Source organism: Citrobacter sp. A316, from assembly GCF_002042945.1.
Taxonomy (GTDB): domain Bacteria; phylum Pseudomonadota; class Gammaproteobacteria; order Enterobacterales; family Enterobacteriaceae; genus Citrobacter; species Citrobacter portucalensis.
Genome location: NZ_MVFZ01000027.1, coordinates 45,545 through 60,089 on the forward strand (window position 1 = coordinate 45,545; position 14,545 = coordinate 60,089).

Consider the following 14,545-nt stretch of genomic DNA (forward strand, 5'->3'; position numbering starts at 1 on the left):
GTAATCAGGCGAGAGAAAACTCTGATGAAAAACTGGAAGACAAGTGCAGAAGCAATCCTGACCACTGGCCCGGTTGTACCGGTTATCGTGGTTAATAAACTGGAACACGCAGTGCCGATGGCAAAAGCGCTGGTTGCAGGCGGCGTGCGCGTTCTGGAAGTGACCTTACGTACCGCATGTGCGATGGATGCCATTCGCGCGATCGCAAAAGAAGTTCCGGACGCTATCGTTGGTGCAGGTACTGTACTGAATCCACAACAGCTGGCTGAAGTTACCGAAGCCGGTGCACAGTTTGCTATCAGTCCGGGTCTGACCGAGCCGCTGCTGAAAACCGCAACGGAAGGCACTATTCCGCTGATCCCTGGTATCAGCACCGTGTCTGAACTGATGCTGGGTATGGACTACGGTTTGAAAGAGTTCAAATTCTTCCCTGCTGAAGCAAATGGTGGTACCAAAGCGCTGCAGGCAATTGCGGGTCCGTTCTCTCAGGTGCGTTTCTGCCCAACCGGGGGGATCTCTCCGGCGAACTACCGCGACTACCTGGCACTGAAAAGCGTGCTGTGCATCGGTGGTTCCTGGCTGGTTCCGGCGGATGCACTGGAAGCGGGTGATTACGATCGTATTACCAAACTGGCTCGTGAAGCAGTAGAAGGCGCGAAGCAGTAATCCGTTAATGCGTAAACCGTAGGTCGGATACGGCAGCAATGCTTTATCCGACCTACTGGTCTGGTTTTTATCCTGCGACTTTCACCTGTGCGGCTGCGTCTTTCGCGCGTATCACCGCATCTTCAATGCTCTGTGCTGTGGTCAGCACAACACCCAGACGACGGCTCCCGTCGATTTCCGGCTTGCCAAAGAAACGCACTTGCATACCCGCACCTACAGCGGCTTGCACGTTATCAAACGTGATATTCTGGCTGGTGAGTTGCGGCAGGATAACGGCGGAAGCAGAAGGTCCATACTGGCGGATTTCACCAACGGGCAGACCGAGAAATGCGCGAACGTGCAGGGCAAACTCAGACAGATCCTGCGAAATTAAGGTCACCATACCCGTGTCGTGAGGGCGAGGGGAGACTTCGCTGAAAATCACCTCATCACCGCAGACAAACAGCTCCACGCCAAACAGTCCGTGACCACCCAGCGCCAGCACCACCTTGCGGGCAATCTCCTGCGCGCGCGCCAGCGCCAGTTCACTCATCTGCTGCGGCTGCCAGGACTCGCGATAATCACCATCTTCCTGACGATGACCTACCGGCGCGCAGAAATGCACGCCATCAACGGCGCTGACGGTTAGCAGGGTGATTTCAAAATCAAAATTCACTACACCTTCGACGATAACGCGCCCGGCACCTGCCCGGCCTCCCTGTTGAGCATAGTTCCAGGCCTCGGTGAGCTGATCGGCTGAACGGATAAAGCTCTGCCCCTTACCGGAAGAACTCATTACCGGCTTCACAATGCAGGGATAGCCGATTTCGGCGACGGCCTCGCGAAAGCGTGTTTCGGTGTCTGCAAAACGGAAAGATGATGTGGGCAAAGATAATTCTTCGGCGGCGAGCCGACGGATTCCTTCCCGGTTCATGGTCAGTTGGGTCGCTCGCGCGCAAGGCACAACGTGTTGACCTTCCTGTTCCAGTTTGACCAGCATATCCGTGGCAATCGCCTCTATTTCCGGCACGATATAATGTGGTTTTTCACGCTCGACAAGCTGGCGTAATGCCTCGCCATCCAGCATGTTAATTACGTAGGAGCGATGGGCAACGTGCATGGCTGGCGCGTCGGGGTAACGATCCACGGCAATGACTTCCACACCCAGGCGTTGGCATTCAATCGCCACCTCTTTACCCAGTTCACCTGAACCTAATAACATCACTCGCGTTGCTGCGGGACGCAGCGCTGTGCCTAATAACGTCATAAATTAATCCCCTGTTTTATCTGGGCGCAGTATATACGAAAACGTTTGCGTCTGTCTTTATTACCAGGTTGATTTCAGGGCGTAAAAAGAATATACTGTACATAAATACAGGTAATTTAAGAGGCTGCAAAAATGGCGGTTGAAGTTAAATACGTAGTCATTCGGGAAGGTGAGGAAAAAATGTCGTTTACCAGCAAAAAGGAAGCCGATGCGTATGACAAAATGCTGGATACAGCAGATCTGCTCGACACATGGCTGGAACAATCGCCGGTAGCGCTCGAAGACGAACAGCGTGAAGCACTTTCCCTGTGGCTGGCTGAGCAAAAAGATGTGCTGAGCGCCATTCTGAAAAACGGCAAGCTGCCTTCGCCACAGGCGGTCGAAAACGATGCGCACGCTGGGGATGATACTCAGGCTGCCTGAAACGACTTGCGCTCCTGACGTTTTGTACCATGCTTTTCCCTGAATCATTGTGCAATCCCTGACGTTATTTCACGTTGCCGCAGGCAATCTGAAGGATGAAGGGGAGATTAAGGAGAAAAGAATGTATAAAAAAAGAGCGTTGTTGAGCCTGCTGTTACTGTCTGCCAGCGTATCGGTATTTGCGGCAAATATGGAAAGCAAGAATGTTCAGTTCCTCAAATGCGAAGGACTGGATGCTGACGGTATTGCGGCAAGCGTGAAACGTGACTATCAGCAAAATCGCATCGCGCGCTGGGCTGACGATCAAAAACGTGTCGGGCAAGCCGACCCTGTCGCCTGGGTTAGCACGCCCGATATTACGGGCAAAGACGGGAAATGGTCAGTTCCCCTGACGGTTCGTGGTAAAAGCGCGGATATTCACTATCAGGTAAAAGTCGACTGCAAAGCCGGAACGGCGGAGTATCAGCCGCAGTAACGCAGGTATTTGCACATCTTTTGATGACCTGAACACTTCCTGACATCCCCTCGGGTACGCTTTGATGATTATTCGTCTGTACTTGAGGGGCAAAATGGCTAACTGGCTGAATCAACTACAATCTCTTCTTGGGCAAAAAGGATCCTCCGCGTCATCTTCTGGCGAACAAGGGCTGAGTAAACTTCTGGTTCCAGGCGCGTTAGGCGGTCTGGCAGGATTACTGGTTGCCAACAAATCTTCACGTAAGTTACTGAGTAAATACGGCACCAGTGCGCTTCTGGTGGGCGGTGGTGCGGTTGCAGGTACCGTGTTATGGAATAAGTACAAGGATAAAGTTCGCGCTGCGCATCAGGATGAGCCGCAGTTCGGCGTACAAAGCTCGCCGTTGGATGAGCGAACCGAGCGTCTGATCCTGGCTCTGGTTTTTGCGGCGAAAAGCGACGGTCATATTGATGCTAAAGAACGAGCGGCTATTGAGCAGCAGCTCCGTGAAGCGGGTGTGGAAGAGCAGGGCCGCGTTCTGATTGAACGTGCCATTGAACAACCGTTAGATCCTCAGCGCCTGGCGCAGGGCATCCGCAACGAAGAAGAAGCGCTAGAAATTTACTTCCTGAGCTGTGCGGCGATTGATATCGACCACTTTATGGAGCGTAGCTATCTCAATGCGCTGGGCGATGCATTAAAGATCCCGCAGGATGTTCGTGAAGGCATTGAACAGGATCTCAAAGAACAAAAACAGGCTTTACCGGGTTAATTACTTACCGCTAAGGCGCATGTTTCGCTTGCATCATTGCTGTCTTTTGCCACCCTTATAGGATGTTTAAGCAAAAGAACAATGACATGCTACCAAAAGCTTCTCGTATTCCTCACGCCATGACGCAGCATGGCGATACTCGTGTTGATAATTATTACTGGTTGCGAGATGACACCCGCTCGCAGCCAGAAGTGCTGGATTATCTGCAACAAGAAAACGCGTATGGCCGCCAGGTTATGGCCTCGCAGCAGGCTTTGCAGGATCGCGTCCTGAAAGAGATTATCGACCGTATCCCACCTCAGGATACATCAGCCCCCTATGTGAAGAATGGTTATCGCTACCGGTATATTTATCAACCGGGGTGCGAATATGCCATTTATCAGCGTCAGTCTGCCTTTAGTGAAGAGTGGGATGATTGGGATACTCTATTGGATGGGAACCAGCGCGCGGCACACAGCGAGTTTTATACGCTGGGAGGACTGGCGATATCACCGGATAACACCATCATGGCGCTGGCCGAAGATTATCTCTCTCGCCGGCAATATGGCGTGCGTTTTCGCAATCTGCAAAGCGGCAACTGGTATCCGGAAGTACTGGAAAACGTCGAAGCGGATCTGGTCTGGGCGAATGATTCTCAGACTTTCTATTACGTGCGCAAGCACGAAACGACGTTATTGCCGTATCAGGTCTGGCGACATACAGTCGGCTCGCCATCGTCACTGGATGAGCTGGTGTATGAAGAAGCCGATGATATGTTTTATGTCAGCCTGCATAAAACCACATCCTTGCATTATGTGGTTATCCACATTGCCAGTGCGACCACCAGTGAAGTTTTGTTGCTTGATGCAGAACTGGCAGATGCCGAACCGTTGGTCTTTTTAGCGCGACGCAAAGACCACGAATACAGTCTCGATCACTATCAACACAATTTTTATCTGCGCTCCAACCGTCAGGGGAAAAATTTCGGCCTGTACCGTACTCGCGTTCGTGATGAGCAAGCCTGGGAGACGCTGATCCCTGCGCGCGACAACGTGATGCTGGAGGGCTTTACGCTATTCACCGACTGGCTGGTGGTAGAAGAGCGTCAGCAGGGCTTAACCAGCCTGCGGCAGATAAATCGTAAAACGCGCGAAGTGGTCGGGATCGCCTTTGACGATCCGGCGTATGTGACCTGGCTTGCCTATAATCCAGAGCCGGAGACATCGCGCCTGCGCTATGGCTATTCCTCCATGACCACCCCGGACACGTTGTTTGAACTGGATATGGATACCGGGGAACGTCGTGTACTTAAGCAGACGGAGGTCCCCGGATTTGAAGCGGCGAATTACCGTAGCGAACACGTATGGATAACTGCACGTGATGGCACCGAGGTTCCGGTTTCGCTGGTTTATCATCAAAAGCATTTCCTGAAAGGAAAAAATCCGTTACTGGTTTATGGCTATGGCTCATATGGCGCCAGCATGGACGCCGATTTCAGCAGCAGCCGTTTGAGCTTACTGGATCGCGGCTTTGTTTATGCCATTGCCCATGTGCGTGGCGGTGGTGAATTAGGACAACAGTGGTACGAGGACGGTAAGTTTCTGCACAAGAAAAATACCTTTAATGATTACCTCGACGTCTGTGATGCGTTGCTAAAAATGGGCTATGGCGCGCCTGAGTTATGTTATGGCATGGGAGGAAGCGCAGGAGGCATGTTAATGGGCGTCGCCATTAATGAGCGCCCAGAACTCTTTCATGGTGTTATCGCTCAGGTACCGTTTGTCGATGTGGTGACTACGATGCTGGATGAGTCAATTCCTCTGACGACCGGTGAGTTTGAAGAGTGGGGTAATCCGCAAGACGAAGAGTATTACGCTTACATGAAAAGCTACAGTCCGTATGACAATGTAACCGCGCAGGCGTATCCGCATCTGTTGGTCACGACGGGATTACACGATTCCCAGGTGCAATACTGGGAGCCGGCAAAATGGGTGGCAAAACTGCGTGAGCTGAAAACGGACGATTGTTTGCTGCTACTTTGCACGGATATGGATTCTGGACACGGCGGTAAATCCGGGCGTTATAAATCTTACGAAGGCGTGGCCCTTGAGTACGCTTTTTTGATTGGACTGGCGCAGGGAACACTGCCTGCTCAGGCGTGTTCCAAATAGTGTTTTAGCGTTAATCGCAGTTCCGGGCTCATATTGTCAAGGTTATTAAATAACCAGCGCAGATAGCCCGGATCGCGTTCAGCCACTTCTGATACCGGTTTTCCGCGATACTTACCAAAAGTAAAAGTAGTGAGTAACGCGGGACGGCCGGTAATATCGGCCATTTGATCGGCTGTCCAGCCTGACGTCTGCATGATGTCGATCAGCAGTGCCGCAGTAATGTAGCAGTCGTACAGGGCACGGTGATGGTGGAGACCCGCTGGCGTCTGGACGCTCAGCTTGCGCGATTTATACAACGCCATGTTGCTGTATTTGATCCCCGGCCACAACCGACGGGAGAGCTTCATAGTGCAAATCCATTCCCCGGGCATGTCGGGCAACACGCGGCGGTCAAAGCTGGCATTGTGCGCCACGTACCACTCGCTGCCGTAATACTGCGGGATGACGTCTTCAATCCACGGCTTATCGGCCACCATTGCTTCAGTAATGCGATGGATGGCCATTGCCTGTGGGCTGATGGGGCGGTCAGGGCGTACCAGGTGGCTCATGGGATTGACTATTTTTCCGTCAACCACGTCGACAGAAGCAATTTCAACAATGCCTCCCTGTAGACCACAGGTTTCTGTATCTATTATGCGCAACATGCCATGCTCCTGACCCGAAACGACTAGCGTAATGGAATGATATCACCTTGCCAACCCCGCGGTGTGCGTTGGCCGGTTAACAGCAATGAACCGCTACCTGCGCGAACAATCAATCGTCCTCGCTCATCCCATAACGCACTGCTTCCTCGCGCATTGGCCATTAACACCGCGATGGCGAATTTATGTGAGAAACTTTGTAGGCGAGATGTGGAGGAGAGCAGTTCCGGTTCACTGACTGACTGGCAGCTGGTGAACAGCGAATAAGCCGGGTCGATATCAATTCCTTCCGGTTGGCTATCTACAACGCTGATGGCATTTCGCTGTCTGGCAATACAGGCCCCGTGGCTCTGATGGAAGGTTAATGGTGAAGTCATCCAGGGGGAGAAAAGCGCAATGCCTTTCACGAACCGGTTGTTATGTTCTACCGATAGTCCCGCAATTATCGTCATGCGATAAGTCGCGGCGGCATGTGCGAGAGGTTCTAACAGCGCTTCGTCGGGTGGGGCAGGAAGCGCGTCATTCTCATCAACACAACCCAACAATGAGAGGGAAGGGAAGACCAACAATTCGCATTGGCATTGAGCTGCCGCATGAATGAATTGCAGGTGATGCGCGACATGTTCGGTAACTGAAGTGTGAAGAGGTTCGTATTGTGCTGCTGCGATTTTCCAGTATGACATAATGATTTCCTTTTCATAGTGCCTACAACCATCCTTAATTTGTGGATTAAGAATATGCTTATACTGTAGCAGGCGTCATGTAAGGAATCGTAACGTAATATAAGTTTTATTTAACTTTAGGCTCGTAAGGTAAACGTGAAAGCGAAACGGATGCCAGGCGGTGCGCGATGAGTCTTTCGCGGAACCAGTCGCGTAAATGTTCTGGCTGTTCGCGTTCAACAACTTCGGCAACAACGGGCATGTTGTATCGCTCCTTAAATGCCACTCCCGCCGCAGCCAGATCGACATTGACCTTATCCATTTCCGCTTGCTCAAGTTTGGCCAGATTGATGTTCATGGGCTTCTCCTTTTCTCTGTCTTTCGGCGCGCAAAGTTACTAAGAGTATGCGTTAATGGCAAGACAGAAATGATGATTCTCGACTCGACCATTGTAGAAGGTTATTCTCTACAGGTTAGACATAACAAAAAGGAATAGTTGAAATGGCTTCATCTGCATCTATGCTTCGCAACGCGCTCATCGTACTCGCCAGCGTTCTGGCAACACCTGCGGCATTGGCGCATGCCCACCTCACAAAACAAAGTCCGGCGGCTAACGCTGAAGTTGCGGCATCTCCTCAGGCGTTGACGCTGAATTTTTCTGAAGGCGTAGAGCCGGGATTCAGCGGTGCAACGCTGACCGGTCCTAACAAAGAACAGATCAAAACGGGCAAGGCATCTCGCAGCGAGCAGGACAAAACGCAGCTGATTGTTCCGCTTGCTCAAACGCTTAGAGCAGGAAAATATACGGTCGACTGGCACGTTGTCTCCGTGGATGGTCACAAGACGAAGGGGCAATATACCTTTAGCGTGAAATAACCAATGCTGGCATTTACCTGGGTCGCACTACGGTTTATTCATTTTACCACTTTGATGCTGGTGTTTGGCTGTGCGCTTTACGGCGCATGGCTGGCACCCGTTTCGGTTCGTCGTTTAATGATGCGTCGTTTTTTACGTCTGCAACGGCATGCTGCGACGTGGAGCTTTATCAGCGCGGCGCTGATGCTGGCGATTCAGGGTGGGTTAATGGGCTCAGGCTGGCGGGACGTTGTCTCTACTGATGTTTGGCTCGCCGTATTGCAAACGCAATTTGGCGGCGTCTGGCTATGGCAGATTATCCTCGCGTTGGTCACGCTGGTGGTGACCATCATGGTGCCGCGCAGCATGCCGAGATTGCTGTTAATGCTGACCATAGCGCAGTTTATTTTGCTGGCTGGCGTCGGACATGCGACGCTGCACAGCGGTATCCCAGGCGCAATCCAGCAGGTTAACCACGCCTTACATTTGGTATGCGCTGCCGCCTGGTTCGGTGGTTTGCTTCCCGTACTTTACTGTATGCGAATGGCGCAAGGTCGCTGGCGGGAACAGGCCATCAGCACTATGATGCGCTTTTCACGCTATGGGCATCTTTTCGTTATCGGTGTTTTACTTACCGGTATTATGAATGCGCTGTTTATTGTCGGTTTTTCTGTTCCCTGGCACATGGCTTACGGGCGACTGCTTTTGTTAAAAGGTGCCCTGGTCATGCTAATGGTGGCGATTGCGCTGGTGAATCGGTATGTTCTGGTACCACGTATGCGGCAGGATAACCGCGGCATGACTCTCTATTTTATTTGGATGACTAAGCTGGAATGGGGTATAGGAGCCGTTGTGCTGGCGATTGTCAGCCTGTTTGCAACCCTTGAACCTTTCTGATTGATGGACTGGCGAAACGCATGAAAAAAATCATTATCTCTTTATTACTCCTGGCAAGCTCCGGAGCCGCGCTGGCTGCGCCGCAGGTCATTACCGTCAGCCGTTTTGAGGTTGGCAAAGATAAGTGGGCATTTAATCGGGAAGAGGTGATGCTGACCTGCCGTCCGGGTAACGCGCTGTATGTCATCAATCCCAGTACGCTGGTGCAATACCCGTTGAATGATGTTGCCAGACAGCAGGTGGAGAGCGGAAAAACCACGGCAAAGCCGATCGAGATTATCCAGATTGATGATCCGGCGAAACCGGGCGAAAAAATGAGCCTGGCACCGTTTGTAGAGCGTGCTGAAAAGCTCTGCTAATTGTCAGATGTAGCAGTCTGATTTCCAATAAAAAACCGCAAGGATCTCGCAGGAGAACTTGCGGTTTTTGCGTTTGGATGCGTAACAAACGTCCTTTTTTTCCGGCCACTTTAGTCGCGGACTGGAAAACCTGGCGCTGTCATCTATTCTTAAATGGCAGGGTAACTTAGCCTGCATTAATGCCAACTTTTAGCGCACGGCTCTCTCCCAAGAGCCATTTCCCTGGACCGAATACAGGAATCGTATTCGGTCTCTTTTTATATGCTTGTTTTCATTGTGTTTTTTCGGTACCTTCACGAAAACCCACGAAAATCACTCGAAATTTCCATATCCTGTCTAAACCATAACATATTCTGCACCGCGTGCGTCCAGGTATTTTTTGGTCATTGTTAAATTTTTATGCCCCAGCAGTCTCTGTGCGAAATCCTCTCCGCGCTCCCTTTCATACAGTCTGCTCGCCAAGCACCTGATCTCATGGAAAGGAGGAGGGTTGGGACCAAACTTTAACTCTGTAGAATCTCTGATATCAGAAAATGCCTGGGTAATTCCGTCTGGAGTTAACGGACCGGGCTTCCTTCCGCCACGTCTCACCGCTGAATACAGCATGAAGTCTGACGGATTGTTTTTCCTGCAACGATCGATAACATCCTGCAATAGCAAATCAGCAGAGTCCAGTCGCAAATCAAGTGGCAACGCCAATTTGTGACCTGTCTTTTCCTGCGTGACAAACAACCTTCCATCCCTGATATCGCTGAATCTGAACAACGATACGTCCTCTCTTCTCTGCCCGGTGACAAGTGCCAGGTCACATGCATTTGCAGCCCATTCGGAATGGGCGGTTGCGGCATCCCTTATTATTTCAAACTGCTCGAGCAAAAGACGCTCACGTTTCACTTTGGGCGTCGGCGTTCTTGTCGGCTCTGCCGGGTTCCTTTCAATATGTCCCTCGACGATCGCCTCCCTGAAAATATCCAACAACACCGAACGCAGGCCGGAGGCCATGCTCTTCTTATCACAGATTATGTAACTCTCAAGAAAAGTAGATACATCCTTCGTGCTGACCGCCGATAGCGGCATACGTCCGAATTCATCACTGATAGTGGCGATCTGGTTGCGCCTGACCTTCATCGTATTGGGCTTCAATTCTCTTCGCTCAAGAATGACTTCGTAGCGCTCAAGCCACGCTTTCACCGTAAATGTTGGTGTTTCCTTTATGCGGTCCAGCAGCGCTGACGGAAGATAATTCTGTTCGATGTAGTTATTGGCTTCGATGGCCTGAGAAATAGCGTCCTTTCTGTCGATGCGGCCAAGAGATAATTCTTGACCGGTAATCGGGTTTCGCCAGCTATAAAGCCTGTCTCTTTTACGATAGGTCAGGTTACGGGGCAGGTTAGCGTCGTAACGTACTGGCCTTTTCGCCATGAGTCAGTCTCTCCAGTAGAGTGCCGCCAGTTGGCAGTGATAAGCGTTTTGATTTGGGACGAAGGTTCTTCTTGCTCGGATCCACATAGATGGCGTCAGGCTGAACCTTATATTCTTTGCCGTGAAGTTCCGGAGCAGGGTAAATGCGCCCCTCCCGCGCCCAGCGGCGAAGTGTTGAAAGAGACGGCGGGGTTGAGTAAGTTGAATTCGCCCATTCCTGCAGATTAAGAAGCTTGGCCATACTACCTCCGGATCTGGCAACTCATTATAGAGCTGCCGGAAAACTGTTAATGAAATATCGTTATCAACTCACCTGACCCGGAAGTGCGCGCAACCGGCGCATACCTGTCATTGCTGTGGCCACGTAGCTCGCCTTACGGTTCACCACTTCCACCCAGACCTTCACACCTTCAACCCTCACCGTGTATGTCTCCTTCATCTTGCTGCGGCCATAGTCGCCGTAACGTTCTGCATGAGTGGCCAGTGCTATGTCGCATGCCTGACGCGCTAACGGGGATTGCTGATTTGCACGGTTAATCAGTCGCATTACATCTCCTCAATGGGAGGGCGAACCCTCCCAAATCTGTTAGCCCACGTATTCCGGTTTCATATCGGCCAGGGTGATGCTGAACTGATCGTGCAGCTCATCGCCCAGGTGACGTTTGGCCGCCGCAAGAACTCGCTCAACTTCCCCAAATCGGTCTGATGCTCCAGGCTCATTCGGGGAAGGTAGGGAGTTGATCGCTGCTTCGACCTTGTTTCGTGAATCAACCAGGTAATAACGTTTCACCGCCTTGTTCTTCAGCTCAGTGAACAGGGCTGAACCCAGTGTGGCCTTCGCACTTTCGATATCAGCGCGTAGTGCTTTGGCGCTATCAACATCCTGTGCGGCATCGATGCGTTCGCGGAAACCATCTGCCAGTGAGTCGATGTTTCCTGATTTTTCCTGCTTGCTCTGCGTGGTTGTTATGGTGTCACCTGAAATTTCAGACAGGCTAACGTGTTGCGCCGGAGCAGGGTTAACTTCTCGCTCTTCACGGCGATCATCCAGTTCATCAGGGGTATACACGCCGAGAATTACATCCGGGCAGAACAGTCTCGCCCAACGTTTCACGGCGAGATAAGCGAGCTGCTGGCGAGGGTCGTCAGCCCAAAGCGTTGAATTACGAGTCCTGGCCTGTGCCAGTAGCAGGTCAAGTTCCCTCGGTTGATCTTCACCTTTCAGCGTTGCGCGGATGATGATGCCAATGCCCGTTTCGTCAGCAAGGGTCCAGCCAGGAACACGGTATTCTCCTTTGTCGCCTTTACGAATCTGGAATTTCCCGACTACTTTTTCCCATGGCCCGTACCACTCATATTCAAAGCGGCTTGCCAGCACGCCGCTGCGTGAAATCACAGCATTTACCAGTTGCGCCTCGTATCCGAGAACGCCGTTAATCAGGTGCGTTTTCTGTGCTACGGCAAAGGGATTCATCTGCCATTGTGCCGCCTGCATTGCTACTGCCATGCAGTCAGCCTGATTTCCCTGCAGGTGTCTGGGGACTGTCGCAGCACCCTGCGCCATAATTTGAGCAAACGCGCTGATGGCGTTCAGATACTGGGAATCAAACAGGGCCATGTTGGAGTTAATTACCGCGTTCTGGTCAGCTACAGTTACGTTAGTGTTTTGCATCTTCATTCCCCTTATGCCTGAGTACGCAGCGCTTCAAGGCGGCGAAGGTCGAAGTCGTTCAGTTCGTCGGTGTAATCAGCGGTGATCGGTGCTGGCCATTCGCCAGTGTCAAAGCCGGTAGCGATGGCGCGCATCGCCTTGCGGTACTCAAGCATGCCCAGTTCCAGCAGTTCGGCGGATGCCTCGATGATGGCGATCCAGTGGTAGTTCTCGTCTTTGTTGACGAAAATCCAGAAGAACTGGTCCAGTGCGGCGGTCTCGCAATACATAGCCGCGCTCAGATGGTAGTCACGGTCGATGATTTCCCGGTGCAGTTTGGCGCGCAGGCCTTCCTGCTTAACGTTCCACATGCTGATGGTTTTCAGGTCGGCACCGATGCGCACGCCGTCCAGGTCGATTTCCAGATCCGGGCGCACACGAACTTCGAGTCCGGTTTCGTCGTCAAATCCAAAGTAGCTCACCTCAACGGCGCGGCTCGGGTGTGTCAGCAACTTGCCCGCGGTCGGGTGCTCGAGCAGGGCTTTCTGAATGCTCAGTGCAGTGCTCAGTTGCTGGCGGGTGACCAGCACTTTCCCATGCGGATTCTCGCGCCACGCATCCAACAGATCGTCGGCGAAGGCGGCTTCCGGATTAACAGACTTCACGGCCTGAATCAGATCTGCTTTGGTACCAGACACTTTCAACTGCGCGGGCTTCTGCGCTTCCTGCGCCACCAGGTCAGGATTGATGATTGCTAACTGCTCGAGCAACGCATCACGGCTACCACTGGTTTTCACCTGTACAGGCAGAGTTGCGTTGTATTCCTTGATGCAGGCTTTCATCGCCGCTGCGGTCTGCTTCTGATCCGCTTCGATACGCTGGTACTCTTCGGGCACCCCTGCGGCAGTTAAGATCGTAATGGATAATGCGAATGCGCGGCTGGCTAAAGAACGCAATCTCGCCGATTTACCTAATCCGGCACTGGCTCGCCAGAATCTGAAACTTGGTGACAGCTCGACGAAAAACACCGGTACAACTGCTAATACTGTTGCGGCGGGTGATGATGCACGTATCACCGGCGCGATGCAGAAAAGCCAAAACGGCGCGGATATTCCAGATGTGGCGAAGTTTCTCCAAAACCTTCGTATTGTAGATGCCACAACATCGCAGAAAGGACTTGTACGTTTAAACGGTGGTGTGACGAACGAAAGTAACGAGGAAGCAGCAACGCCAGGCGCAGTAAAAATAGCTTATGACGCGGCTATGAATGCCTTCAATCTGGCTAAAACAAAGTACACCGCAGATGGTGCAACCACCGCAATAGCCGGTCTTGTTCAGCTTGTTAATTCAATGGGGGGATCAAATGCTTTGGTCATGCCACAGGCCGCTGTAACCACTGCAATACAGACTTACCCATCTCTTGGCAAAGGACAGACGCTACAGGATTTAAGAACTTCACGAGGTGTAGGAGTAACGTATACCAATTCCACAGGCTTTCCGATTGCAGTGTATGTCCGAATTACTGGCGGTACGTCAGCTAATTTATATGCCTATGTCGACGGAAAAGAATATGACGGCGGAGGGGCAACGGCTTCACAGACATCTATAGCAACAGCATTTTTCATTGTTCCTAATAACACAAATTATCGTGTGGATGCTGTCGGTGTTTCCACTGTATTACAAGCCTGGACGGAGTTAAGATGAAAATGATAGCAATGATGAAGTATTACAAAGATAAAGATAATATTATATACGCGTATGATGCCTATGGTACGCAGGATTCATTCATCAAAGATGGACTTGTATTAATAACCAGAAGTGAAGCAAGGGCAATTATTAATCCTCCTTTAACTAAAGAACAAGAGATAGTTAATGCCGAACAGAGAAAAAATTTTTTGATAAATTTTGCTTCATCGGTTATTCAGCCTTTAGCTGATGCTAAAGCTGGCGGGTACATAGTTGATTTGGATATTCCAAAACTTGAGGAGTGGCAGCGTTATCGTTATGCCCTAACCAAAGTAGATACATCAAATGCTCCTGATGTCATTTTCCCTACTGCTCCCAGTGAATGATCTTAATTGATATGTTCAAAGAGAGATAGGCCGAACAAGTTGGTTCGGCCTGTAAGTGCGAAGGAATACTAGATTAGTTTTTTTGAAATTCGCATGAATGGTTTTTCTATAAATATATAGAAAATATAAGACGATATAATTATGATTGGTAGGTTGATGCCTAACAGCAACAAAAGTCTTTCATTTAAGTTATTAATTCCTAGGCGATCAAGTATTAACATAAATACTGTAGAGATGACCCCATGAAACATGTATATAGTGTATGATATATC

General features: G+C 51.0%; 18 protein-coding genes and 2 pseudogenes. 11 read left to right on the forward strand and 9 right to left on the reverse strand.

Going from position 1 to position 14,545, the window contains the following annotated elements:
- Window positions 1-24 precede the first annotated feature (24 nt).
- Complete coding sequence (kdgA, locus tag BZK41_RS24415) at window positions 25-666, forward strand: bifunctional 4-hydroxy-2-oxoglutarate aldolase/2-dehydro-3-deoxy-phosphogluconate aldolase (protein ID WP_079939890.1); 642 nt, start codon at window positions 25-27, stop codon at window positions 664-666.
- A gap of 67 nt (window positions 667-733) precedes the next feature.
- Here kdgA and purT read toward each other — a convergent pair whose 3' ends face one another.
- Entirely contained in the window at window positions 734-1,912 is a 1,179-nt protein-coding gene (purT, locus tag BZK41_RS24420) for a formate-dependent phosphoribosylglycinamide formyltransferase (RefSeq protein ID WP_079939891.1), read from the reverse strand.
- Window positions 1,913-2,044: 132 nt separating this feature from the next.
- Between purT and yebG the strand changes: the two genes are divergently transcribed.
- The 4 genes from yebG (at window position 2,045) to ptrB (ending at window position 5,714) form a co-directional block, all read left to right on the forward strand.
- Window positions 2,045-2,335: a DNA damage-inducible protein YebG gene (gene yebG, locus BZK41_RS24425; protein ID WP_003034906.1), complete on the forward strand. Its 291-nt coding sequence runs from the start codon at window positions 2,045-2,047 to the stop codon at window positions 2,333-2,335.
- A gap of 121 nt (window positions 2,336-2,456) precedes the next feature.
- The gene (yebF, locus tag BZK41_RS24430) at window positions 2,457-2,810 is read left to right on the forward strand and encodes a protein YebF (protein ID WP_079939892.1); all 354 of its coding nucleotides are present in this window, start codon (window positions 2,457-2,459) and stop codon (window positions 2,808-2,810) included.
- Window positions 2,811-2,904: 94 nt separating this feature from the next.
- On the forward strand, window positions 2,905-3,564 hold the full coding sequence (locus tag BZK41_RS24435; RefSeq protein ID WP_079939893.1) for a tellurite resistance TerB family protein: 660 nt from the start codon (window positions 2,905-2,907) through the stop codon (window positions 3,562-3,564).
- An 86-nt stretch (window positions 3,565-3,650) separates the two neighbouring features.
- The gene (gene ptrB, locus BZK41_RS24440) at window positions 3,651-5,714 is read left to right on the forward strand and encodes an oligopeptidase B (RefSeq protein WP_172313296.1); all 2,064 of its coding nucleotides are present in this window, start codon (window positions 3,651-3,653) and stop codon (window positions 5,712-5,714) included.
- On the opposite strand, the gene exoX is transcribed toward ptrB, so the two are convergent.
- From exoX to BZK41_RS24455, 3 genes are all read right to left on the reverse strand, one after another.
- A complete protein-coding gene (gene exoX, locus BZK41_RS24445; RefSeq protein ID WP_079939895.1) occupies window positions 5,696-6,358 on the reverse strand; it encodes an exodeoxyribonuclease X in 663 nt (220 codons plus the stop codon). The two genes, ptrB and exoX, sit on opposite strands and share 19 nt — an antisense overlap.
- A gap of 23 nt (window positions 6,359-6,381) precedes the next feature.
- Complete coding sequence (locus tag BZK41_RS24450) at window positions 6,382-7,038, reverse strand: carbon-nitrogen hydrolase family protein (protein ID WP_079939896.1); 657 nt, start codon at window positions 7,036-7,038, stop codon at window positions 6,382-6,384.
- 106 nt (window positions 7,039-7,144) lie between these two features.
- Complete coding sequence (locus BZK41_RS24455; protein ID WP_003034925.1) at window positions 7,145-7,375, reverse strand: DNA polymerase III subunit theta; 231 nt, start codon at window positions 7,373-7,375, stop codon at window positions 7,145-7,147.
- A gap of 143 nt (window positions 7,376-7,518) precedes the next feature.
- On the opposite strand from BZK41_RS24455, the gene yobA reads away from it, so the two are divergent.
- From yobA to BZK41_RS24470, 3 genes are read left to right on the forward strand one after another with little or no spacing between them, the layout of a single operon-like run.
- Entirely contained in the window at window positions 7,519-7,893 is a 375-nt protein-coding gene (yobA, locus tag BZK41_RS24460; protein ID WP_079939897.1) for a CopC domain-containing protein YobA, read from the forward strand.
- Window positions 7,894-7,896: 3 nt separating this feature from the next.
- Entirely contained in the window at window positions 7,897-8,769 is an 873-nt protein-coding gene (gene copD, locus BZK41_RS24465) for a copper homeostasis membrane protein CopD (RefSeq protein WP_079939898.1), read from the forward strand.
- A gap of 20 nt (window positions 8,770-8,789) precedes the next feature.
- Complete coding sequence (locus BZK41_RS24470; RefSeq protein ID WP_003833793.1) at window positions 8,790-9,128, forward strand: YebY family protein; 339 nt, start codon at window positions 8,790-8,792, stop codon at window positions 9,126-9,128.
- 336 nt (window positions 9,129-9,464) lie between these two features.
- On the opposite strand, the gene BZK41_RS24475 is transcribed toward BZK41_RS24470, so the two are convergent.
- From BZK41_RS24475 to BZK41_RS24495, 5 genes and pseudogenes are all read right to left on the reverse strand, one after another.
- Window positions 9,465-10,550 (reverse strand): tyrosine-type recombinase/integrase, encoded by a 1,086-nt coding sequence (locus BZK41_RS24475; protein ID WP_079939899.1) that lies wholly within the window; start codon window positions 10,548-10,550, stop codon window positions 9,465-9,467.
- Window positions 10,519-10,791 (reverse strand): excisionase, encoded by a 273-nt coding sequence (locus tag BZK41_RS24480; protein WP_071684411.1) that lies wholly within the window; start codon window positions 10,789-10,791, stop codon window positions 10,519-10,521. Before BZK41_RS24480 ends, BZK41_RS24475 begins: the two co-directional genes overlap by 32 nt.
- Window positions 10,792-10,854: 63 nt before the next feature.
- Window positions 10,855-11,097, reverse strand: a complete 243-nt coding sequence (locus BZK41_RS24485) for a DUF4060 family protein (RefSeq protein WP_047415379.1) — start codon at window positions 11,095-11,097, stop codon at window positions 10,855-10,857.
- Window positions 11,098-11,136: 39 nt separating this feature from the next.
- Window positions 11,137-12,222, reverse strand: coding sequence for a RecT family recombinase (locus BZK41_RS24490; RefSeq protein WP_079939900.1), 1,086 nt, complete (start codon window positions 12,220-12,222; stop codon window positions 11,137-11,139).
- Between the two features lie 11 nt (window positions 12,223-12,233).
- A pseudogene (locus BZK41_RS24495) lies at window positions 12,234-13,097 on the reverse strand (PD-(D/E)XK nuclease-like domain-containing protein); the annotation flags it as partial.
- On the opposite strand from BZK41_RS24495, the pseudogene BZK41_RS27645 reads away from it, so the two are divergent.
- The 3 genes and pseudogenes from BZK41_RS27645 to BZK41_RS24505 all read left to right on the forward strand — a co-directional run.
- Window positions 13,090-13,341: pseudogene (locus tag BZK41_RS27645) on the forward strand (phage tail protein); the annotation flags it as partial. The pseudogenes BZK41_RS24495 and BZK41_RS27645 sit on opposite strands and share 8 nt — an antisense overlap.
- Window positions 13,321-13,905 (forward strand): phage tail protein, encoded by a 585-nt coding sequence (locus tag BZK41_RS27650; protein WP_290439996.1) that lies wholly within the window; start codon window positions 13,321-13,323, stop codon window positions 13,903-13,905. The pseudogene BZK41_RS27645 and the gene BZK41_RS27650, both read left to right, overlap by 21 nt.
- Window positions 13,902-14,273, forward strand: coding sequence for a tail fiber assembly protein (locus BZK41_RS24505; protein ID WP_079939901.1), 372 nt, complete (start codon window positions 13,902-13,904; stop codon window positions 14,271-14,273). The genes BZK41_RS27650 and BZK41_RS24505 overlap by 4 nt, the downstream gene beginning before the upstream one ends.
- The last annotated feature ends 272 nt before the right edge of the window (window positions 14,274-14,545 follow it).

Bases quoted from the DNA above. Each gene is read 5' to 3' on its own strand.
- BZK41_RS24455 (WP_003034925.1), bottom strand. From the start codon at position 7,375: ATGAACATCAATCTGGCCAAACTTGAGCAAGCGGAAATGGATAAGGTC.
- BZK41_RS24435 (WP_079939893.1), top strand. From the start codon at position 2,905: ATGGCTAACTGGCTGAATCAACTACAATCTCTTCTTGGGCAAAAAGGA.
- ptrB (WP_172313296.1), top strand. From the start codon at position 3,651: ATGCTACCAAAAGCTTCTCGTATTCCTCACGCCATGACGCAGCATGGC.
- BZK41_RS24505 (WP_079939901.1), top strand. From the start codon at position 13,902: ATGAAAATGATAGCAATGATGAAGTATTACAAAGATAAAGATAATATT.
- BZK41_RS24450 (WP_079939896.1), bottom strand. From the start codon at position 7,038: ATGTCATACTGGAAAATCGCAGCAGCACAATACGAACCTCTTCACACT.
- yobA (WP_079939897.1), top strand. From the start codon at position 7,519: ATGGCTTCATCTGCATCTATGCTTCGCAACGCGCTCATCGTACTCGCC.
- purT (WP_079939891.1), bottom strand. From the start codon at position 1,912: ATGACGTTATTAGGCACAGCGCTGCGTCCCGCAGCAACGCGAGTGATG.
- exoX (WP_079939895.1), bottom strand. From the start codon at position 6,358: ATGTTGCGCATAATAGATACAGAAACCTGTGGTCTACAGGGAGGCATT.
- BZK41_RS24480 (WP_071684411.1), bottom strand. From the start codon at position 10,791: ATGGCCAAGCTTCTTAATCTGCAGGAATGGGCGAATTCAACTTACTCA.
- BZK41_RS24475 (WP_079939899.1), bottom strand. From the start codon at position 10,550: ATGGCGAAAAGGCCAGTACGTTACGACGCTAACCTGCCCCGTAACCTG.
- yebF (WP_079939892.1), top strand. From the start codon at position 2,457: ATGTATAAAAAAAGAGCGTTGTTGAGCCTGCTGTTACTGTCTGCCAGC.
- BZK41_RS24485 (WP_047415379.1), bottom strand. From the start codon at position 11,097: ATGCGACTGATTAACCGTGCAAATCAGCAATCCCCGTTAGCGCGTCAG.
- kdgA (WP_079939890.1), top strand. From the start codon at position 25: ATGAAAAACTGGAAGACAAGTGCAGAAGCAATCCTGACCACTGGCCCG.
- BZK41_RS24470 (WP_003833793.1), top strand. From the start codon at position 8,790: ATGAAAAAAATCATTATCTCTTTATTACTCCTGGCAAGCTCCGGAGCC.
- copD (WP_079939898.1), top strand. From the start codon at position 7,897: ATGCTGGCATTTACCTGGGTCGCACTACGGTTTATTCATTTTACCACT.
- yebG (WP_003034906.1), top strand. From the start codon at position 2,045: ATGGCGGTTGAAGTTAAATACGTAGTCATTCGGGAAGGTGAGGAAAAA.
- BZK41_RS24490 (WP_079939900.1), bottom strand. From the start codon at position 12,222: ATGCAAAACACTAACGTAACTGTAGCTGACCAGAACGCGGTAATTAAC.